Raw genomic sequence first — 20,083 nt, forward strand, 5'->3', positions numbered from 1 at the left:
CGCATGATATTCATCGCCCTAACTTACTACATTACCCACGCAGCCGCAGGCACCGTCTGTAACCCTTTGTGAAAGCTAGACTACACGAAGTTCGGACAATCCTTACGCAGTGGCCGATTGGAATTAACTATCGGCCACCCCGCTTCACGCCTTTCATGCCCCTTTGAAACCCCTGCCGAGCAGGTACTGCTCACGGGAACGGTCCCGCGACGACGACGGCTTGCGCATCTGCACCTTGTCGAACTTGCTACGCACGTCCTTCAGGTACACGTCAAAACCTTCGCCCTGGAAAATCTTGATCAGGAAGTCGCCGCCGGGCTTAAGCACGCGGGTCGCCAGATCGAGGGCCAGTTCGCAGAGGAACATGGCACGCGGTATGTCCACCGCGGGCGTACCACTCATATTGGGGGCCATGTCGGAAATCACAAGGTCTACGTGCGAATCACCGACTGCTTCGAGAATGCGCTGCAGCACTTCGTCATGGGTGAAGTCGCCCTGAATGAAGGTCACATCGGCGATCGAGTCCATTTCCAGGATATCGGAAGCGATCAGCCTGCCTTGGCCACCAATCAGACGACTGGTCACCTGCGACCAGCCACCCGGGGCCGCGCCAAGGTCGATTACGCTCATGCCGGGGCGGATCAGGCGGTCCTTCTCCTGGATCTCCAGCAGCTTGTAGCTCGCACGCGAACGGTAGCCATCCTTTTGCGCCTGCTTCACAAAAGGATCGTTGAAATGCTCTCGCAGCCAGTTTGCGCTGCTTTTGGAACGTTGTACCACGGGGCACCTCGATGATATGCGTCGTGATTGACTGGGCGGAGCCGGTGGCCCTCGGGTAAAATGCCAGTCAATTTTACAGAATCAGACGGAAAGGGTCAGATTATGCCGCTCAATAACGAGCAGAAGAAGCAATACAAGTCCATTGGTCATGACCTGAAGCCGGTCCTGATCGTTGCTGGCAACGGTTTGAATGAAGGCGTCATCGCCGAACTGGAACGTGCGCTGGTCGACCATGAACTGATCAAGGTCGAAATTCGCTCGGAAGACCGCGAAGAACGCGCCGAAACCATTGCCGAGCTGTGCAAGGCCGGCCGTGCCGAGCTGGTGCAGACCATCGGCAAGAAAGCCCTGATCTACCGCAAGAACCCACAGCCGAACAAGCAGCTGTCCAACATCCACCGCTACAAGTAACGGCAAGGGGGCTGCTTTGCAGCCCATCGCCGGCAAGCCAGCTCCCACACCGACCGCATCGAACTCAAGCCATGCGCCCTACCTGTGGGAGCTGGCTTGCCGACGATGGGCCGCAAAGCGGCCCCAGCGTTCTCGGGCCGGTTAGCGGCGGGCCCTGACCGGCACCGGCTGGGCCACCAGCACGATGCCGGAAAAGCCCAGTACCAGGAAGCAGAACATCTGCCAGCGCTCACCCACGGAAATACCGTAGCGCAAGGTGTAATACCCCACGCAGGCACCGAAGCCGAGCAACAGCATCTGCCCACGAAACTGCCGCCACCAGGCCGCCAGGCCGTCCACCCTTGCCAGCACTGCCAGCTGGGTCAACAAACCAAGCAATGCCACGCCGATCAACCAACGGTCGATCTGCCCGGCGATATCCTGCACCAGTAGCGGCGCCAGGCCACTGACCTTGAGCGCGGGCACCAGCCCTACGTGAAACACCCAAAGGCCTCCGACCCAGAAAACCTGGGCCAGTTGCCAGAGGATCCCCTCGAGGGACGGCGCCCGCAGGCGCCGGTCAGATGTGCTTGACTTCGACAATCTCGTACTCGACCGTGCCACTAGGCGTCTTGACGACGACAATATCACCTTCTTCCTTGCCGATGATGGCACGGGCAATCGGCGCACCGGCCGAGAGCTTGCCCTTCTTGATGTCGGCTTCGTCCTCGCCAACGATCTGGTAGGTCACCTGGTCACCGGTTTCGGTGTTTTCCAGGTCTACAGTGGTACCGAAGATGACCTTGCCGGTGTGGGCAATGGTGGTCACATCGATCACCACCGAGTTCTGCAGGCGGCCTTCGATATCGCGGATACGCGCCTCGACCATGCCCTGCTCCTCGCGGGCGGCATGGTATTCGGCGTTTTCCTTGAGGTCACCCAGTTCGCGCGCTTCGCCGATTGCCTGGCTCAGGCGCGGGCGCTCGGTCTTGCTCAGGAACAGGTGCTCCTCTTCCAGGGCGCGAGCGCCCTGGACGGTCATCGGGTACTTGGTAATGCTCATGCTTTCAGTCCTGCATGCAGATCTTGCAAGCGGCGAACGGTCTTTTCCGGACCAAACTTCAGCGCTTCGCAGATGGCTTCACCGGCCGCAATGGTGGTGGTGCAGTAAATCTTGTGCTGCAGCGCATTGCGACGAATCGAGTAGGAATCGGCGATCGACTGGCGACCTTCGGTGGTGTTGATGATCAGCGACACTTCGTCGTTCTTGATCATGTCGACCACGTGCGGGCGGCCTTCGGTCACCTTGTTCACACGGCGCACTTTCAGGCCAGCCGCTTCGATAACCTTGGCGGTGCCAGCAGTTGCAACCACTTCGAAGCCCAGGGCGATCAGGTCGCGGGCAACGCCAGCCACTTGTGGCTTGTCGTCGTCACGCACGCTGATGAACGCGGTACCGCCGGTCGGCAGCACTTCGCTGGCACCCATCTGGGCTTTGGCGAATGCTTCACCGAAGGTGTCACCGACACCCATGACTTCACCGGTCGATTTCATCTCAGGGCCGAGGATCGGGTCAACCCCTGGGAACTTGGCGAACGGGAAGACAGCTTCCTTGACGCTATAGAAGTTCGGGATGATTTCCTGGGTGAAGCCCAGCTCTTTCAGGGTTTTGCCAGCCATTACGCGGGCGGCGATCATGGCCAGGGAAGTGCCGATGCACTTGGAAACGAACGGCACGGTACGCGAGGCGCGCGGGTTGACCTCGATCACGTAGATCTTGTCGCCCTGCAGGGCCAGCTGCACGTTCATCAGGCCGACAACGCCCAGCTCCAGGGCCATTTTCTTGACCTGTACGCGGACCTCGTCCTGCACTTCCTTGCTCAGCGAGTAAGGTGGCAGCGAGCAAGCAGAGTCACCGGAGTGAACGCCGGCCTGCTCGATGTGCTGCATGATCGCGCCGATCACCACGTCGGTGCCATCGCACACTGCATCCACGTCCATCTCGATGGCGCAGTTGAGGAAGTGGTCGAGCAGTACCGGGCTGTCGTTGGAAACCTGAACGGCTTCACGCAGGTAGCGCTTGAGTTCGTCCAGCTCGTAGACGATTTCCATGGCACGGCCACCCAGCACGTAGGACGGGCGCACCACCAGCGGGTAACCGATAGCACCAGCAGCCTTGATGGCTTCGTCTTCGCTGCGAACGGTGGCGTTTGGCGGCTGCAGCAGGTTCAGGCGCTGTACCATCTGCTGGAAGCGCTCACGGTCTTCGGCGCGGTCGATGGCGTCCGGGCTGGTACCGATGATCGGTACGCCGGCTTCTTCCAGGGCACGGGCCAGTTTCAGCGGGGTCTGGCCGCCGTAATGGACGATCACGCCTTTCGGCTTCTCGACGCGGCACACTTCCAGCACGTCTTCCAGGGTCAGCGGCTCGAAGTACAGGCGGTCGGAGGTGTCGTAGTCGGTGGAGACGGTTTCCGGGTTGCAGTTGACCATGATGGTCTCGTAACCGTCTTCACGCAGTGCCAGTGCGGCGTGTACGCAGCAGTAGTCGAACTCGATACCTTGGCCGATACGGTTCGGGCCACCACCCAGGATCATGATCTTGTCGCGGGTGGACGGGTTGGCCTCGCACTCTTCCTCGTAGGTGGAGTACAGGTATGCCGTATCGGTGGCGAACTCGGCAGCGCAGGTATCGACGCGCTTGTACACCGGGAACACTTCCAGCTTGTGGCGGTGGCGACGCAGGTTCTTGTCGGTGATACCCAGCAGCACAGCCAGGCGCTGGTCAGAGAAGCCCTTGCGCTTGAGGCGCAGCATGTAGTCCTTGTCGATCGCCGACAGGGCCAGGGTCTTGACCTTCTCTTCTTCCTTGATCAGGTCTTCCATCTGTACCAGGAACCACATGTCGATGCCGGTCAGATTGAAGATTTCTTCGCAGGTCATGCCAGAACGCATCGCGTCAGCCACATACCAGATACGCTCGGCACCCGGCACGGTCAGCTCACGCTTGAGGATGCTGGCAGCTTCAGCGCTGGCCAGGTCGACTTTCGGGTCGAGGCCGCAGGCGCCAACTTCAAGGCCGCGCAGGGCTTTCTGCAGGGACTCCTGGAAGGTACGGCCGATGGCCATGACCTCACCCACGGATTTCATCTGGGTGGTCAGGCGGGCGTCGGCTTTCGGGAATTTCTCGAAGGCAAAGCGCGGCAGCTTGGTGACGACGTAATCGATCGACGGCTCGAAGGACGCCGGGGTGCGGCCGCCGGTGATGTCGTTCTGCAGTTCGTCGAGGGTGTAGCCGATGGCCAGCTTGGCGGCGATCTTGGCGATCGGGAAGCCGGTGGCCTTGGAGGCCAGTGCCGACGAACGCGAAACACGCGGGTTCATCTCGATCACAACCATGCGACCGGTGTTCGGGCAGATACCGAACTGCACGTTGGAACCGCCGGTCTCGACACCGATTTCACGCAGCACCGCCAGCGAGGCGTTGCGCATGATCTGGTATTCCTTGTCGGTCAGGGTCTGTGCCGGGGCAACAGTGATCGAGTCACCGGTGTGCACACCCATCGGGTCGAAGTTTTCGATCGAGCAGACGATGATGCAGTTGTCCTTTTTGTCGCGGACCACTTCCATCTCGTACTCTTTCCAGCCGATCAGCGATTCGTCGATCAGCAGTTCCTTGGTCGGCGACAGGTCCAGACCACGGGTGCAGATTTCTTCGAATTCTTCACGGTTGTAGGCGATACCACCGCCAGTACCGCCCATGGTGAACGACGGGCGGATGATGCATGGGAAGCCGAGCTTCTCGAGGACCGCATTGGCCTCTTCCATGCTGTGGGCGATACCGGAGCGCGGGCACTCCAGGCCGATATCCTTCATGGCCTTGTCGAAGCGCGAACGGTCTTCAGCCTTGTCGATGGTGTCGGCGTTGGCACCGATCATCTCTACGCCGAACTTCTCCAGAACGCCATGGCGCTCCAGGTCCAGGGCGCAGTTCAGGGCAGTCTGGCCACCCATGGTCGGCAGGACGGCGTCCGGGCGCTCTTTCTCGATGATCTTGGCCACCGACTGCCACTTGATCGGCTCGATGTAGGTGGCGTCGGCCATGGCCGGGTCGGTCATGATGGTGGCTGGGTTGGAGTTCACCAGGATGACGCGGAAACCTTCCTCGCGCAGGGCTTTGCAAGCCTGGGCGCCGGAGTAGTCGAATTCGCAGGCCTGGCCGATCACGATCGGGCCAGCGCCGAGAATCAGGATGCTTTTGATGTCTGTACGTTTTGGCATGGTTGTCACTCAAATCCGGGGTCAGTCGGCAAGCCGCTTTGAACAATCTGGGTCAGGCGCTGCCGGGCGCGGCGCAAGCCGGCCCGGGGCCTTGAAGCAGGATGCTCAGCGGCGCTTGGCCATGGCATCGGTGAAACGATCGAACAGTGGCGCGACGTCGGTCGGGCCTGGGCTCGCTTCAGGGTGGCCCTGGAAGCTGAACGCGCTCTTGTCGGTGCGCTCGATACCTTGCAGGGTGCCGTCGAACAGCGACTTGTGAATGGCGCGGACGTTGCCCGGCAGGGTGGCCTCGTCAACGGCAAAGCCGTGGTTCTGGCTGGTGATCATGACCACGCCAGTGTCCAGGTCCTGCACCGGGTGGTTGGCACCGTGGTGGCCGTGGCCCATTTTCACGGTCTTGGCGCCGGACGCCAGGGCCAGCAGTTGGTGGCCGAGGCAGATGCCGAATACCGGAATCTCGGTTTCGAGGATTTCCTTGATCGCCTGGATGGCGTAGTCGCACGGCTCAGGGTCACCAGGGCCGTTGGACAGGAACACGCCGTCCGGGTTGAGTGCCAGCACTTCGCTGGCCGGGGTCTGGGCAGGCACCACGGTCACGCGGCAGCCACGGGCTACCAGCATGCGCAGGATGTTCAGCTTGACGCCGTAGTCGAAGGCAACCACGTGGTACGGCAGGTCGGCAGCTTCGATGGTCGGGTGGCTGTCGGTTTTCAGCTCCCACACGCTGGAGCGCCATTCGTAGCGTTCCGTGGTGGAAACGACCTTGGCCAGATCCATGCCCTTCAGGCCCGGGAAAGCGCGGGCAGCGGCGATGGCGGCTTCTTCGCTGATGTTGTCACCCGCCAGGATGCAACCGTTCTGAGCGCCCTTTTCACGCAGGATACGGGTCAGGCGACGGGTGTCGATGCCAGCGATGGCAACCACGTTGTTGGCCTTGAGGTACTCAGGCAGCGACTGGGTGTTACGCCAGTTGCTGGCCAGCAGCGGCAGGTCACGGATGACCAGGCCAGCGGACCAGACGCGGTTCGACTCGGCATCTTCCGGGGTAGTGCCGGTGTTGCCGATGTGCGGGTAGGTCAGGGTAACGATTTGCTGCGCGTAGGAAGGGTCTGTAAGGATTTCCTGGTAGCCGGTCATAGCGGTGTTGAATACCACCTCACCAACGGTCTGACCGTCGGCACCAATGGCTTCACCGCGAAAAATACTGCCGTCGGCAAGGGCGAGTATGGCTGGCTTTGTCAAGAAGACCTCCCGTAAATCAAGCATGAAAGGGCGATCGCAGGTTGCAAAAAAGCGGAGTGACGTATGGACACGTCACCCCGCTTTCATGTGCTGAATTCAATTCGCTGCGCGCTTTTAGTGGACACACTAAAGCTGTAGCTTACAGAAAAGTGCGTTTTGGGTCTACCGCATATGTGTCTCTAAAACACATGAATGCGACAGCCTGACATTTGTGCTGGCTTCTTCGCGGGCTTGCCCGCCCCCACAGGGATCGCACAGGGCCTGAGCTTTGCACAAAACCTGTGGGAGCGGGCAAGCCCGCGAAGAAGCCAACACCGCTCCCACGGCTTAGTGCAGTTCAAGCACATCCTGCATGTCATACAGCCCAGGCTCACGCCCATCCAGCCACAGCGCCGCACGCACGGCACCCTTGGCAAAGGTCATGCGGCTCGAGGCCTTGTGGGTGATTTCCAGGCGCTCGCCTTCTGCTGCGAACAGAACCGTGTGATCACCCACCACATCGCCGGCGCGCACGGTGGCGAAGCCGATGGTCTTGCGGTCACGCGCGCCGGTCTGCCCTTCGCGGCCATACACGGCCACTTCCTGCAGATCCCGGCCCAGCGCATTGGCAACCACTTCACCCATGCGCAGGGCGGTACCCGACGGGGCATCGACCTTGTGCCGGTGATGCGCCTCGATGATCTCGATATCGACATCGTCGCCCAACACCCGGGCAGCCAGGTCAAGCAGCTTGAGGCTGAGGTTCACACCCACGCTGAAGTTGGCAGCGAACACAATGGGGATGTCCTTGCCAGCCTCAGCCAGCAGCTGCTTCTCTTCAACCGTAAAACCGGTGGTACCAATGATCATCGCCTTACCGTGCTTGCGGCAGAATGCGAGGTTTTTCAGGGTTACCGAAGGGTGAGTGAAGTCGATCAGCACGTCGAATTCGTCGGCGACCTTGGCCAGATCGTCGGACAACAACACGCCAATACGGCCAAGCGCCGCCAGCTCACCGGCATCTGCCCCAACCAGCGAGCTGTCAGGGCGATCGATCGCCGCCGTCAGCCCCGCACCCGGGGTTTGTTGCACGGCTTCGATAAGGGTCTTGCCCATCCGCCCCGCCGCGCCCATCACTGCAATACGTCGCATAGCCTTTTCCTTGTCAGAGATCGCCGAAGAAGCGCTTCACGCCATCGAACCAGCCACTGGCCTTGGGCGAGTGGGAGCTGTCACCTTCCAGCGAATCACGCAGCTCTTCGAGCAGCTCGCGCTGGCGACGGCTGAGGTTGACCGGGGTTTCCACCGCCACACGGCACAGCAGGTCACCCGCACCACCGCCACGCACCGGCGCAACACCCTTGCCACGCAGGCGGAACTGCTTGCCAGTCTGGGTGCCTTCTGGAATCTTCAGCTTCACACGACCATCCAGGGTCGGCACTTCCAGCTCGCCACCCAGGGCCGCATCGGTGTAGCTGATCGGTACTTCGCAGTACAGGTGCTTGCCGTCACGCTGGAAGATCTCGTGCTCACGCACGCTGATCACCACATACAGGTCGCCAGTCGGGCCACCATGGGTACCGGCTTCGCCCTCGCCCGACAGGCGGATGCGGTCGCCAGTATCGACACCTGCCGGCACCTTGACCGACAGCGTCTTGTACTCTTCGACACGGCCTTCGCCGTGGCACGAGGTGCACGGATCGGTAATGATCTTGCCCTGGCCATGGCAGCGCGGGCAGGTCTGTTGTACCGAGAAGAAACCTTGCTGCATACGCACCTGGCCGATGCCGCCGCAAGTCGGGCAGGTCGACGGGGTCGAGCCCTTCTTGGCACCGGAGCCATCGCAAGGCTGGCAGTTGACCAGGGTAGGTACACGGATGCTGACCGTGGTACCACGCACCGCCTCTTCCAGGTTCAGCTCGAGGGTGTAGCGCAGGTCGCTGCCACGCTGGGCACCACCACGACCACCACCGCGGCCACCGCCGAAGAAGTCGCTGAACACATCGCCGAAGATATCGGAGAAGTTGGCACCACCGAAGCCGGCACCGCCGCCACCCATGCTTGGGTCCACGCCGGCATGACCGTACTGGTCGAACGCCGCACGCTTGCTGGCATCAGACAGTACTTCGTAGGCCTCGTTGGCCTCCTTGAACTTGTCTTCCGACTCTTTGTCGCCCGGGTTGCGGTCCGGGTGGTACTTCATCGCCAGACGGCGGTAAGCCTTCTTGAGGTCAGCTTCACTGGCGCCGCGCTCGACACCCAGAACCTCATAGTAATCACGCTTGGACATAGGTCATTTGCACCTTGTTGGGCGTCTGGCATCTGCGCCGCGCCATCAGCACCTGCCGCCCCTCCAGGAGCACTGACAGATGCTGTAAAAATTCTCGAATTCCAGATACGCCAACGCGGGAGCAAGCCCCCGCGCGGCGACATCCTACCAGTTCACCACCAAACGGCGGTGAACCGGCCGACAACATGCAACGATTACTTCTTGTCGTCGCCTTTCACTTCTTCGAACTCGGCGTCAACCACGTCATCGTGCTTGGCTTCCGGCTCGGCCTGCTGCGCGCCACCCTGAGGCTGTTCAGCCGACTGCTCGGCGTACATCTTCTGGGCAACCGGAGCGGAGACCTTGGACAGCTCTTCGACCTTGGCATCGATTGCAGCCTTGTCGTCGCCTTTGACGGCAGCTTCCAGGGCAACCACGGCAGCCTCGATGGCGGTTTTCTCTTCGGCGGTAACCTTGTCACCGGCGTCAACGACCATCTTGCGGGTCGAGTGAACCAGCGCGTCACCCTGGTTACGGGCAGCGGCCAGCTCTTCGAACTTGCGGTCTTCCTCGGCGTTGGCCTCGGCGTCACGCACCATGCGCTCGACTTCTTCGTCCGACAGACCGGAGTTGGCCTTGATCACGATCGACTGAGCCTTGCCGGTGGCCTTGTCTTTCGCGCCAACGTGCAGAATACCGTTGGCATCGATGTCGAAGGTCACTTCGATCTGCGGCACGCCACGTGGTGCTGGCGGAATGTCAGCCAGGTCGAACTTGCCCAGCGACTTGTTCTGCGAAGCTTGCTTACGCTCACCTTGCAGCACATGAATGGTCACGGCGCCCTGGTTGTCGTCGGCAGTCGAGAACACCTGCGACTTCTTGGTCGGGATGGTGGTGTTCTTCTCGATCAGCGCAGTCATCACGCCACCCATGGTTTCGATACCCAGGGTCAGCGGGCTGACGTCCAGCAGCAGTACGTCTTTCACGTCACCGGCCAGAACAGCACCCTGGATGGCAGCACCCATGGCCACGGCTTCGTCCGGGTTGACGTCCTTGCGGGCTTCTTTACCGAAGAAGTCAGCAACGGTTTTCTGTACCAGCGGCATACGGGTCTGGCCACCGACCAGGATCACGTCGTCGATCTTGCTGGCGTCGATACCGGCATCTTTCAGGGCGATGCGGCAAGGCTCGATGGTACGCTGAACCAGGTCTTCGACCAGCGACTCCAGCTTGGCGCGGGAGATTTTGACGTTCAGGTGCTTAGGACCGGTGGCATCTGCAGTGATGTACGGCAGGTTGACGTCGGTCGACTGAGCGGACGACAGCTCGATCTTGGCCTTCTCGGCAGCTTCTTTCAGGCGCTGCATGGCCAGCGGGTCGCCTTTCAGGTTCATGCCGGTTTCTTTCTTGAACTCTTCGACCAGGTAGTCGATCAGCAGCATGTCGAAGTCTTCGCCACCCAGGAAGGTGTCGCCGTTGGTAGCCAGTACTTCGAACTGGTGCTCACCGTCGACTTCGGCGATTTCGATGACCGAAACGTCGAAGGTACCGCCACCCAGGTCATAAACGATGACAGTGTGGTCGCCCTTGGCCTTGTCCATGCCGTAGGCCAGCGCAGCAGCGGTCGGTTCGTTGATGATGCGTTTTACGTCCAGACCCGCGATGCGGCCGGCGTCTTTAGTGGCCTGACGCTGGCTGTCGTTGAAGTAGGCCGGCACGGTGATGACCGCTTCGGTCACTGGCTCGCCGAGGTAGTCTTCGGCGGTTTTCTTCATTTTTTTCAGGACTTCGGCGCTGATTTGCGGCGGAGCCATTTTCTGGCCGTTCACTTCTACCCAGGCGTCACCGTTGTCGGCCTTGGCGATCTTGTACGGAACCAGCTGGATGTCTTTCTGCACGACCTGCTCTTCGAAGCGGCGGCCGATCAGGCGCTTCACCGCGAACAGGGTGTTGTGCGGGTTGGTGACAGCCTGGCGCTTGGCCGACTGACCTACCAGGATTTCGCCATCGTTGGCGTAGGCCACGATCGAAGGGGTGGTACGCGCACCTTCGGCGTTTTCGATGACCTTGACGTTACCGTTTTCCAGAATGGAGACGCACGAGTTGGTGGTCCCCAGGTCGATACCGATGATTTTACCCATGTTAACTCTCCCGAAACTTGAATTTGGTAGCAGCGACTACTTTGGCCAACTGCGGTAATACTTGAAGGCTTGACACCTAGATGGGGATGCCCCGACGGATTTCAAGCCTTTTCATTGATCGAGGGTTGCGCCGCGCTAGGCGCCTTGCTGACCACCACCATGGCGGGGCGCAGCAGGCGGCCGTTCAGCAGGTAACCCTTCTGGAATACGTTCAGCACGCTGTTCGGCTCGACCTCGGCGTTTTCCTGCATGGCCATGGCCTGGTGATGCTCAGGGTTGAAGGGCTGGCCGTGCGGATCGACAACTTCGAGGTTGTAGCGCTTGAGGGTGTCCTGGAACATCTTCAGGGTCAGCTCGACGCCTTCGCGGATCTGCTTGACGTGCTCGTCATCAGCGCTGGAGTGCGCCAGGGCCAGCTCCAGGCTGTCGATTACCGGCAGCAGGTCGTTGGAGAACTTCTCCAGGGCGAACTTGCGGGCCTTGTCGACCTCCTGCTCAGCGCGACGAATGCTGTTCTGCGCCTCTGCTGCCACACGCAGGGACTGATCCTTGGCGGCGGCCAGCTGCTCCTCGAGTTCCAGAACACGGGCGTCAGCAGTCACTTCTGCACCGACTTCTTCAACGTTAAGGTCTTTCTCGTTCAGCTGTTCGTCAGCCATGGGGTCTCTCCTGCGCAATTTTGTGGACTGCGAGCCAGGCTCGCCTTTGATGTCGGCTATATGGGGCCGGAAAAACCAGCTTCAAGGGGCGAGGTGGTTTTCCGGGCGGCAACAGAATCTGCCAACAGGCATTGGCAGGCCTGAAAAAAGTACTGTATAAATAACCAGACCTGACTTTTCGGGAGCCGCCCCATGCTGGTGCACCTGTCCATTCACAACTACGCCATCGTCGAGCACCTCGACCTCGAAATTGCCCGCGGCATGTCCGTCATCACCGGCGAGACCGGTGCCGGCAAATCGATCATGCTCGACGCCCTGGGCCTGGCCCTTGGCGACCGGGCCGACAGCGGCGTGGTACGCCCCGGCACCGACAAGGCGGACATCCTCGCCACCTTCGACCTCGTGGACATCCCCGAGGCCCATGCCTGGCTGGCCGAGCGCGACCTGGACAACGACGGCCTGTGCATCCTGCGCCGGGTCATTACCGCCGAGGGCCGCAGCCGCGGCTACATCAATGGCACGCCCTGCCCGCTCGGCGACCTCAAGGCGCTGGGCGAGTTGCTGATCGATATCCACAGCCAGCACGAGCACCAGTCGCTGCTGAAAACCGACACCCACCGCCGCTTGCTCGACGAGTATGCCGGCGCCGTCGACCTGTCCCGCCAGGTGCAGCTTGCCGCCAAACGCTGGAACCAGACCCGCCTGGAACTGGAGCGCCTGTCCAACTCCGGCGACGAGCAACGCGCCCGTCACCAATTGCTGAGCTACCAGCTGGAAGAACTGGACAACCTCGGCCTGGGCGAGCACGAACTGGAGCATCTGGAGCAGGAGCACAAGAACCTGACCAGCGCCGAAGCCCTGTTCGGCATCTGCCGACAGGTCATCGACCAGTGCAGCGAAAGCGACTCGGGCAACGTGCTTAGCGCCCTCACCGCCAGCCTCAATCGCCTGGGCGCCGCCACCAACTCACCCAAGGCCCTGGGCGAAGCGGCCAACCTGATCGCCAGCGCGCAGATTCAGGTAGAGGAAGCCATGGGCGAACTCAACCGCTTTCTCGACAATTTCGACGCCGACCCCATGCGCCTGCAAGCGCTGGAAGAGCGCCTGGATACTATCTATACGCTGGCGCGCAAACACCGTGTGCACCCCACCGAACTGCCCCACCTGCAGCAACAACTGATGGAAGAGATCGAGGGCCTGAACGCCAGCGACGAGTCGATCGAGCAGTTGGGCGTAGAGCTGGCAGCCTTCGCCCAGCATTATAAAGAGAAGGCTCGCGAGCTCAGCGCCCTGCGCCAGCAAGCCGCTCAGCAGTTGGCCGTGGCGGTGGAGCAGGAAATCCAGCGCCTGGGCATGCCTGGCGGGCGCTTCTGCATCGAACTGACGCCGAACGAAGGCTCAGACCTGTCGCCGCATGGCCTGGAGCAGATCGAACTGCTGGTCAGCGCCAACCCCGGCCAACCACTCAAAGGGCTGGCAAAGGTAGCCTCGGGTGGCGAACTGTCGCGTATCAGCTTGGCGATTCAAGTCATCACCGCGCAGACATCACGCATTCCTACGCTGGTGTTCGACGAAGTCGACGTGGGCATCGGCGGCCCTACTGCGGAAATTGTCGGCCAGTTGCTGCGCCGCCTGGGCGAGCGCGGGCAAGTACTGACCGTAACCCACCTGCCGCAGGTGGCGGCGCAAGGGCATCACCACCTGTTCGTGCATAAAGTGCGCAACAGCGATACCACCCACACTGCTGTGGCCAGCCTGGGCAAGCGTGAGCGGGTCGAGGAAGTGGCCCGAATGCTCGGCGGCATCGACCTGACCAAGGAATCCCTGGCACATGCGCGCAAGATGGTGGTGAGCGGCAAGGCCTGATCCCTCCCCGCAAGGCCGGCGCGGTATTTGTGGGAGCGGCCTTGTGTCGCGAAAGGGCTGCAGAGCAGCCCCAGCAATTCGTGCAGGCAACCTGAAATCCCGGGGCCGCCCTGCGGCCCTTTCGCGACACAAAGCCGCTCCCACAAAGGGGCCGGCGTCGTGCTCAGGGAACCACAAAGCACAAAGGCGACCCGAAGGTCGCCTTTGCTGTCCATAACGAAAAATCGTTACTTCTTCTTACGCACGTACAGGACCAGATTGTGGTCCACCAGCTCGAAACCGTGTTCCTCCACGATTTCACGCTGACGCTTCTCGATCGCGGCATCCATGAACTCGATGACTTCGCTGGTATCCACGTTCACCATATGGTCGTGGTGACCGCCATCAGCCAGCTCGAACACTGCGTGGCCGCCGTCGAAGTTGTGGCGAACCACCAAGCCTGCCGCTTCGAACTGGGTCAGTACGCGATAGACGGTGGCCAGGCCTACGTCCTCGCCCGCCTCCATCAGCGCCTTGTAGACATCCTCGGCACTCATGTGACGCTGCTCGGTAGAGTCGAGCATCTGAAGGATCTTGACTCGAGGCAGGGTCACCTTGAGACCGGCTTTGCGCAATTCGCTATTTTCAACCATGGTCAGCTTTCTCGCCGATGCTGCTTCGCAGCTTCTCTTAATACGGGTATGATCGGGGTTTACGTTGTCCAGCCAAGATAGTGGAAGTCGCCCACCGATGCAAAACACCAAGCTCTTGCTAAACAGCCTCGCCCTCGCGGGACTGCTCGCACTCGCCGGTTGCTCGTTTCCCGGGGTTTACAAAATCGACATCCAGCAGGGCAATGTCGTCACGCAGGATATGATAGACCAATTACGCCCGGGAATGACCCGACGGCAAGTAAGGTTTATCATGGGCAATCCGCTGATTCAGGATACTTTCAACACCAATCGTTGGGATTACCTGTACAGCCTGCAGCCTGGTGGCGGTAAACGCCAGCAAGAGCGCATGAGCATTTTCTTCAATGAAAGCGACCAGCTGGTGAGCCTGTCTGGCGACTTCATGCCAGGCGTCAGCAAGGACCAGGAAATCCTTGGTGGCAGCAGCGATACCACGGTCAGCCCAGCCGCCGAGCCAGGCCAGACCGAGCAGCCAGCCGCACAGCCCGAGGAAAAACCGGCCAAGCCTGGCTCGACCGAAGAGTCCATCCAGCGCGAGATCGACACCATCGAGACCACCCCGGTCCCAACCCCGGCACCGCTGGAAACCCGCTAAGCGGGAACAGCAGCCGAAAAAAAGCCCGGACCTGGTCCGGGCTTTTTGTTTGCGGCTATCCGTCAGGCATTCAGTTGCTTGGCGCGCTGGCAGAAAGCATCGACCAGCGTGTTGGCCGCCTGGTTGAACAGCGGGCCCAGCGTGGCGCGCACAATCGGCCCGGCATAATCGAAGGACAGGTCCAGGCTGATCTTGCAGGCCTTTTCTCCCAGCGGCTTGAACACCCACACACCATGCAGTTGGGTGAATGGCCCTTCCTCAAGGTTCATCTCGATAGACTGCCCCGGCACCAGCACGTTACGCGTCACAAAGTGCTGGCTCATGCCTCCCTTGGCCACTTCGAGCCTGGCACGCATGTGCGTGTCACTGGCGTCGATCACCGTCGAGGCAGAGCACCACGGCAGAAACTCAGGGTAGCTGGCCACATCGTTGACCAGATCGTAGAGCGCCTGGGCGGGGTATGGCAGCAGGGCGGAGCGTTGAATATGGGTAGTCATCCAGGCGTCACTTCCAAGGCTGGGTGGCGGCGCTTCGCAGCGTGCCGAAAACAGGTTCTGTGCGTATGACAGGGCTTGTATTGTCCGGTATTCATTCCGGTGGCTCAAGCACACCGAAATCCCATAGCGAACGACGCACGGACTTGCCTATAATGCCGCCCCTATGGCTAAGCAAAAAAAACATCCGACAGGGACCATCGCGCAGAATAAAAAGGCGCGTCACGATTACTTCATCGAACACAAGTTCGAGGCCGGGCTGGTCCTGTCCGGTTGGGAAGTAAAAAGCCTGCGAGCCGGCAAGGCACACCTGACTGACAGCTACGTGCTGCTCAAGGACGGGGAAGCCTGGCTGTTCGGCAGCCACATCACCCCGCTGACCACCGCCAGCACCCACGTCATCGCCGACCCCATCCGCACCCGCAAGCTGCTGCTGAACAAGCGCGAGCTCGAGCGCCTGGAAGCGGCCGTGGCGCAAAAGGGCTACACCTGCGTAGCCCTGGCGCTGTACTGGAGCAAGCACCTGATCAAGTGTGAAATCGCACTGGGCAAGGGCAAGAAGGAATTCGACAAGCGCGACACCATGCGCGAGCGCGACTCCAACCGCGAGCTGCAGCGGGCCGTGCGGAACAAGGGCAAGGAAGACTGATTCTTCTGTAAGCCTGTTCTGGCCTATTCGCGGGCACGCCCGCTCCCACAGGTTATGCGCGACCCTGTGGGAGCGGGCGCGCCCGCGAAGAAGCCCACGCAGCTATCAGCGCCCGCTACGCCGCTCCGCCCGCGCCACCCGCTGCGCTTCCTCATGCGCCTCTTCCAGCACCTCCTGCACATACAGAATGTGCCGGCTGGACACCTCCCGCGCATCGTCCGCCCTGCCCTCGACAATCGCCAGGTACAGCTCCCGGTGCTGACTGATCAGCATGTCCCGGGTCTCGGTCCGTTGCTGGTACATGCCACCAATGTTGGTGACCACGTTGCGCTTGAGCAGGTCGAACAAACCACGAATGGTGTGCAGCAACACCGCGTTATGGCTGGCCTCGGCGATTGCCAGGTGAAAGCTGGCATCGGCAGCACCCTCTTCCGCACGGGTCACTTGATCGACCCGGGTGTAACAGTCCTGCAGCGCGTCAAAGGCCGCCTTCAAGCGCGCACGGTCTGGCTCGGTGGCGCGCTGGGCCGCGTAATAGGCACACGACGCCTCCAGGGTATGGCGGAATTCAAGCAGGTCTCGCTGCGCCTCGGCACTGTGCTCAAGCAACTGCAGCAGCGGGTCGCTGAAGGTGGAGCCCAGGGACTCGGCAACAAAATTGCCTCCACCCTGGCGGCTGACAAGCAGCCCCTTGGCCACCAGCTTCTGGATCGCCTCACGCAGTGACGGGCGGGACACACCGAACTGTTCGGCAAGGGCGCGTTCGGCCGGCAGACGCTGCCCCGAGGTCAGCGTGCCCTCCAGAATCATCCCTTCCAACCGGTCGACGATGTCGTCGGACAGGCGCCGTTGGCGGACCTGATCAAAAACCATCACATGCTCTCCACAAACCCCCGGCAAATATCAGGGGGCGCCTATTCTCGCCGATCCAGCCCGCGCAAACACCCATCAACGCGTGATTTTCCCAGCGCATCAGACGCCCGCTCATCGGCACGCGACCAAAGTTTTGCACAGGACAAATTGACACACCCCTGACAGCGCTTTTAACCTAGCGACCAGCCATTGTAAATTGGTCTTACCAATTATCCAATGCCAGTGCTGACCAACAACAATTAGGGGCCACCCCATATGCAAACCTGGCAACAACTCTATAGCCCGCTTGGTAGTCTTGGCCTGTCCGCACTGGCGGCGGTCATTCCCATCGTGTTCTTCTTCCTTGCCCTCGCCGTGTTCCGCCTCAAAGGCCACGTCGCCGGCAGCATCACCCTCGCGTTGTCGATCCTGGTGGCCATCTTCGCCTTCCAGATGCCTGTCGACATGGCCTTTGCCGCCGCGGGTTATGGCTTCCTCTATGGCCTCTGGCCAATTGCCTGGATCATCGTTGCCGCGGTGTTCCTGTACAAACTCACGGTCAAGAGCGGCCAGTTCGAAGTAATCCGCAGCTCGGTGCTGTCGATTACCGACGACCAGCGCCTGCAAGTGCTGCTGATCGGGTTCTGCTTCGGCGCCTTTCTGGAAGGTGCAGCAGGCTTTGGTGCACCGGTGGCAATCACTGCCGCGCTGCTGGTGGGCCTGGGCTTCAACCCGCTGTACGCCGCCGGCCTGTGCCTGATCGCCAACACCGCACCGGTTGCCTTCGGCGCCCTGGGCATCCCGATCATCGTGGCCGGCCAGGTGACAGGCATCGACGCCTTCCACATCGGCGCCATGACCGGCCGCCAGCTGCCGCTGCTGTCGCTGTTCGTGCCGTTCTGGCTGGTATTCATGATGGATGGCCTGCGTGGCGTGAAGGAAACCTGGCCTGCCGCCCTGGTTGCCGGCCTGAGCTTTGCCGTTACCCAGTACTTCACCTCGAACTTCATCGGCCCGGAACTGCCCGACATCACCTCGGCACTGGCCAGCCTGATCTGCCTTACCCTGTTCCTGAAAGTCTGGCAGCCAAAGCGTTCGTTCAGCGAAGCCAAAGGCAGTGTCGGCGCAGCGGTTGTGCAGCCAAGCGGCAGCCAGCCCACCCCTTACAGCTTCGGCGAAATCTTCAAAGCCTGGTCGCCGTTCCTGATCCTGACCGTGCTGGTCACCATCTGGACCCTGAAGCCGTTCAAGGCAGCCTTTGCCCCGGGCGGCGCGATGTACAACTTCGTGTTCAACTTCGCCATCCCGCACCTCGACCAACTGGTGATCAAGACCGCACCGATCGTTGCCGCCCCCACCGCCATGCCAGCGGTGTTCAAGCTCGACCCGATCTCTGCCACCGGCACTGCAATCTTCCTCTCGGCGCTGATCTCCATGGCCGTGCTGAAGATCAACTTCAAAACTGGTCTGACCACTTTAAAAGAGACCTTCTGGGAGCTGCGCTGGCCGATCCTGTCGATCGGCATGGTGCTGGCCTTCGCCTTCGTCACCAACTATTCGGGCATGTCTTCGACCATGGCCCTGGTACTGGCCGGCACCGGCGCCGCGTTCCCGTTCTTCTCGCCGTTCCTTGGCTGGCTGGGCGTATTCCTGACGGGTTCGGACACTTCGTCCAACGCCCTGTTCAGCTCGCTGCAGGCCACCACTGCTCACCAGATCGGGGTCAACGACACCCTGCTGGTAGCTGCCAACACCAGCGGTGGCGTGACCGGCAAGATGATCTCGCCGCAGTCGATTGCCGTGGCCTGCGCCGCCACCGGCCTGGTCGGCAAGGAATCCGACCTGTTCCGCTTCACCGTCAAGCACAGCCTGTTCTTCGCCACCATCGTTGGCCTGATCACCCTGATCCAGGCTTACTGGCTGACCGGCATGCTGGTTCATCACTAAAGTGAAAGGGGCCGGGCGCCATCGCGCCCGGCACTCCCCACAAGCAACGCTGCGAGAATCCATGATCATTTCTGCCTCTACCGACTATCGCGCCGCGGCCCAACGCAAGCTGCCTCCCTTCCTGTTCCACTACGCCGATGGCGGCGCCTACGCCGAGCACACCCTGCGCCACAACGTGTCGGACCTGGCCGGCATTGCCCTGCGCCAGCGCGTGCTGAACAACATGTCCGAGCTCAGCCTCTCTACCCGCCTGTTCGACGAAACCCTGAGCATGCCGGTGGCGCTGGCCCCGGTCGGCCTCACCGGCATGTACGCCCGCCGTGGCGAAGTGCAGGCGGCGCGTGCGGCGGCAGCCCATGGCATCCCGTTCACCATGTCCACGGTGTCGGTGTGCCCGATCGAAGAAGTGGCCCCGGCCATCGACCGGCCGATGTGGTTCCAGCTGTATGTGCTCAAGGACCGTGGCTTCATGCGTAACGCCCTGGAGCGGGCCAAGGCTGCCGGGGTCAAGACGTTGGTATTCACCGTCGACATGCCCGTACCCGGCGCCCGCTACCGCGATGCCCACTCGGGCATGAGCGGCCGCAATGGCCCGCTGCGCCGTGTGCTGCAAGCCATGACGCACCCCGAGTGGGCGTGGGATGTGGGCGTGATGGGCCGCCCGCACGACCTGGGCAACATCTCCAAATACCGCGGCAACCCCACGGGCCTTGCCGACTACATCGGCTGGCTGGGCAACAACTTCGACCCGTCGATTTCGTGGAAAGACCTGGAGTGGATCCGCGAGTTCTGGGACGGCCCGATGATCATCAAGGGCATTCTCGATGCCGATGACGCCCGCGATGCGGTCAAGTTCGGTGCCGACGGCATCGTGGTGTCCAACCACGGCGGCCGCCAGCTCGATGGCGTGCTGTCCAGCGCCCGCGCCCTGCCGGCGATTGCCGATGCGGTCAAAGGTGATATCAAGATCCTGGCCGACTCGGGCATCCGCAGCGGCCTCGACGTGGTGCGCATGATCGCCCTGGGCGCCGACACCGTGCTGATCGGTCGCGCCTTCCTGTGGGCCTTGGCCGTGCACGGCGAAGCCGGGGTAAAAAACCTGCTCGAACTGTTCGAGAAGGAAATGCGCGTGGCCATGGTACTGACCGGTGCCAAGTCGATCAGCGAGATCACCCGCGACTCGCTGGTACGCGAACTGGGCGCCTGATCGCCTGCCAGAAACACCGCCTGATTGACCCGGGGCATGTGGCGCACAGACGCCACGGCCC

The 20,083-nt window shown here is 61.4% G+C and carries 18 protein-coding genes; 6 read left to right on the forward strand and 12 right to left on the reverse strand.

Annotation, left to right across the window (positions count from 1 at the left end; translation table 11 throughout):
• Positions 1 to 153: 153 nt before the first annotated feature.
• On the reverse strand, positions 154 to 780 hold the full coding sequence (rlmE, locus tag ACFY9W_RS23140) for a 23S rRNA (uridine(2552)-2'-O)-methyltransferase RlmE (RefSeq protein WP_012274251.1): 627 nt from the start codon (positions 778 to 780) through the stop codon (positions 154 to 156).
• A 102-nt stretch (positions 781 to 882) separates the two neighbouring features.
• On the opposite strand from rlmE, the gene yhbY reads away from it, so the two are divergent.
• Positions 883 to 1,191, forward strand: coding sequence for a ribosome assembly RNA-binding protein YhbY (yhbY, locus tag ACFY9W_RS23145; protein WP_003249945.1), 309 nt, complete (start codon positions 883 to 885; stop codon positions 1,189 to 1,191).
• 141 nt (positions 1,192 to 1,332) lie between these two features.
• Here the strand turns inward: yhbY and ACFY9W_RS23150 are convergent, their stop codons facing one another.
• From ACFY9W_RS23150 to grpE, 8 genes are all read right to left on the reverse strand, one after another.
• Entirely contained in the window at positions 1,333 to 1,773 is a 441-nt protein-coding gene (locus tag ACFY9W_RS23150) for an MFS transporter (protein ID WP_391135246.1), read from the reverse strand.
• Positions 1,751 to 2,233, reverse strand: a complete 483-nt coding sequence (gene greA / locus ACFY9W_RS23155) for a transcription elongation factor GreA (RefSeq protein ID WP_189654514.1) — start codon at positions 2,231 to 2,233, stop codon at positions 1,751 to 1,753. Before greA ends, ACFY9W_RS23150 begins: the two co-directional genes overlap by 23 nt.
• Positions 2,230 to 5,451, reverse strand: coding sequence for a carbamoyl-phosphate synthase large subunit (gene carB, locus ACFY9W_RS23160; RefSeq protein WP_391135249.1), 3,222 nt, complete (start codon positions 5,449 to 5,451; stop codon positions 2,230 to 2,232). The genes greA and carB overlap by 4 nt, the downstream gene beginning before the upstream one ends.
• Positions 5,452 to 5,556: 105 nt before the next feature.
• Positions 5,557 to 6,693: a glutamine-hydrolyzing carbamoyl-phosphate synthase small subunit gene (gene carA, locus ACFY9W_RS23165; RefSeq protein ID WP_391135252.1), complete on the reverse strand. Its 1,137-nt coding sequence runs from the start codon at positions 6,691 to 6,693 to the stop codon at positions 5,557 to 5,559.
• Between the two features lie 327 nt (positions 6,694 to 7,020).
• A complete protein-coding gene (dapB, locus tag ACFY9W_RS23170) occupies positions 7,021 to 7,824 on the reverse strand; it encodes a 4-hydroxy-tetrahydrodipicolinate reductase (RefSeq protein WP_016712092.1) in 804 nt (267 codons plus the stop codon).
• A gap of 13 nt (positions 7,825 to 7,837) precedes the next feature.
• Positions 7,838 to 8,962: a molecular chaperone DnaJ gene (dnaJ, locus tag ACFY9W_RS23175; protein ID WP_012274254.1), complete on the reverse strand. Its 1,125-nt coding sequence runs from the start codon at positions 8,960 to 8,962 to the stop codon at positions 7,838 to 7,840.
• Between the two features lie 194 nt (positions 8,963 to 9,156).
• On the reverse strand, positions 9,157 to 11,082 hold the full coding sequence (dnaK, locus tag ACFY9W_RS23180) for a molecular chaperone DnaK (protein ID WP_391135257.1): 1,926 nt from the start codon (positions 11,080 to 11,082) through the stop codon (positions 9,157 to 9,159).
• Between the two features lie 101 nt (positions 11,083 to 11,183).
• Positions 11,184 to 11,741, reverse strand: a complete 558-nt coding sequence (gene grpE / locus ACFY9W_RS23185; RefSeq protein ID WP_391135260.1) for a nucleotide exchange factor GrpE — start codon at positions 11,739 to 11,741, stop codon at positions 11,184 to 11,186.
• A gap of 192 nt (positions 11,742 to 11,933) precedes the next feature.
• Between grpE and recN the strand changes: the two genes are divergently transcribed.
• Positions 11,934 to 13,607: a DNA repair protein RecN gene (gene recN / locus ACFY9W_RS23190; protein WP_391135263.1), complete on the forward strand. Its 1,674-nt coding sequence runs from the start codon at positions 11,934 to 11,936 to the stop codon at positions 13,605 to 13,607.
• Positions 13,608 to 13,834: 227 nt separating this feature from the next.
• On the opposite strand, the gene fur is transcribed toward recN, so the two are convergent.
• Positions 13,835 to 14,239: a ferric iron uptake transcriptional regulator gene (gene fur, locus ACFY9W_RS23195; protein WP_051101230.1), complete on the reverse strand. Its 405-nt coding sequence runs from the start codon at positions 14,237 to 14,239 to the stop codon at positions 13,835 to 13,837.
• A 97-nt stretch (positions 14,240 to 14,336) separates the two neighbouring features.
• Here fur and ACFY9W_RS23200 point away from each other — a divergent pair, with 97 nt between their 5' ends.
• Entirely contained in the window at positions 14,337 to 14,873 is a 537-nt protein-coding gene (locus tag ACFY9W_RS23200; protein ID WP_391135267.1) for an outer membrane protein assembly factor BamE, read from the forward strand.
• Between the two features lie 62 nt (positions 14,874 to 14,935).
• Here ACFY9W_RS23200 and ACFY9W_RS23205 read toward each other — a convergent pair whose 3' ends face one another.
• Positions 14,936 to 15,370 carry an SRPBCC family protein gene (locus ACFY9W_RS23205; protein WP_391135270.1) on the reverse strand — a complete coding sequence of 145 codons (435 nt, stop codon included), beginning with the start codon at positions 15,368 to 15,370 and terminating at the stop codon, positions 14,936 to 14,938.
• Between the two features lie 163 nt (positions 15,371 to 15,533).
• Here ACFY9W_RS23205 and smpB point away from each other — a divergent pair, with 163 nt between their 5' ends.
• Positions 15,534 to 16,016, forward strand: a complete 483-nt coding sequence (gene smpB / locus ACFY9W_RS23210; protein WP_012274261.1) for an SsrA-binding protein SmpB — start codon at positions 15,534 to 15,536, stop codon at positions 16,014 to 16,016.
• Between the two features lie 105 nt (positions 16,017 to 16,121).
• Here smpB and ACFY9W_RS23215 read toward each other — a convergent pair whose 3' ends face one another.
• The gene (locus ACFY9W_RS23215; RefSeq protein WP_391135273.1) at positions 16,122 to 16,889 is read right to left on the reverse strand and encodes an FCD domain-containing protein; all 768 of its coding nucleotides are present in this window, start codon (positions 16,887 to 16,889) and stop codon (positions 16,122 to 16,124) included.
• Positions 16,890 to 17,144: 255 nt separating this feature from the next.
• Here ACFY9W_RS23215 and ACFY9W_RS23220 point away from each other — a divergent pair, with 255 nt between their 5' ends.
• Together ACFY9W_RS23220 and lldD are read left to right on the forward strand one after the other, a co-directional pair.
• A complete protein-coding gene (locus tag ACFY9W_RS23220; RefSeq protein WP_391135276.1) occupies positions 17,145 to 18,815 on the forward strand; it encodes a lactate permease LctP family transporter in 1,671 nt (556 codons plus the stop codon).
• 61 nt (positions 18,816 to 18,876) lie between these two features.
• Positions 18,877 to 20,022: an FMN-dependent L-lactate dehydrogenase LldD gene (lldD, locus tag ACFY9W_RS23225; RefSeq protein ID WP_391135279.1), complete on the forward strand. Its 1,146-nt coding sequence runs from the start codon at positions 18,877 to 18,879 to the stop codon at positions 20,020 to 20,022.
• Positions 20,023 to 20,083: the final 61 nt, after the last annotated feature.

Origin of the sequence: Pseudomonas sp. NPDC008258 (assembly GCF_042956345.1) — a bacterium.
Lineage (GTDB): Bacteria > Pseudomonadota > Gammaproteobacteria > Pseudomonadales > Pseudomonadaceae > Aquipseudomonas.

Coding starts and splice junctions, on each gene's coding strand:
- yhbY (WP_003249945.1), top strand. CDS start 883: ATGCCGCTCAATAACGAGCAGAAGAAGCAATACAAGTCCATTGGTCAT.
- greA (WP_189654514.1), bottom strand. CDS start 2,233: ATGAGCATTACCAAGTACCCGATGACCGTCCAGGGCGCTCGCGCCCTG.
- carB (WP_391135249.1), bottom strand. CDS start 5,451: ATGCCAAAACGTACAGACATCAAAAGCATCCTGATTCTCGGCGCTGGC.
- dapB (WP_016712092.1), bottom strand. CDS start 7,824: ATGCGACGTATTGCAGTGATGGGCGCGGCGGGGCGGATGGGCAAGACC.
- dnaJ (WP_012274254.1), bottom strand. CDS start 8,962: ATGTCCAAGCGTGATTACTATGAGGTTCTGGGTGTCGAGCGCGGCGCC.
- dnaK (WP_391135257.1), bottom strand. CDS start 11,082: ATGGGTAAAATCATCGGTATCGACCTGGGGACCACCAACTCGTGCGTC.
- grpE (WP_391135260.1), bottom strand. CDS start 11,741: ATGGCTGACGAACAGCTGAACGAGAAAGACCTTAACGTTGAAGAAGTC.
- recN (WP_391135263.1), top strand. CDS start 11,934: ATGCTGGTGCACCTGTCCATTCACAACTACGCCATCGTCGAGCACCTC.
- fur (WP_051101230.1), bottom strand. CDS start 14,239: ATGGTTGAAAATAGCGAATTGCGCAAAGCCGGTCTCAAGGTGACCCTG.
- ACFY9W_RS23200 (WP_391135267.1), top strand. CDS start 14,337: ATGCAAAACACCAAGCTCTTGCTAAACAGCCTCGCCCTCGCGGGACTG.
- ACFY9W_RS23205 (WP_391135270.1), bottom strand. CDS start 15,370: ATGACTACCCATATTCAACGCTCCGCCCTGCTGCCATACCCCGCCCAG.
- smpB (WP_012274261.1), top strand. CDS start 15,534: ATGGCTAAGCAAAAAAAACATCCGACAGGGACCATCGCGCAGAATAAA.
- ACFY9W_RS23215 (WP_391135273.1), bottom strand. CDS start 16,889: ATGGTTTTTGATCAGGTCCGCCAACGGCGCCTGTCCGACGACATCGTC.
- ACFY9W_RS23220 (WP_391135276.1), top strand. CDS start 17,145: ATGCAAACCTGGCAACAACTCTATAGCCCGCTTGGTAGTCTTGGCCTG.
- lldD (WP_391135279.1), top strand. CDS start 18,877: ATGATCATTTCTGCCTCTACCGACTATCGCGCCGCGGCCCAACGCAAG.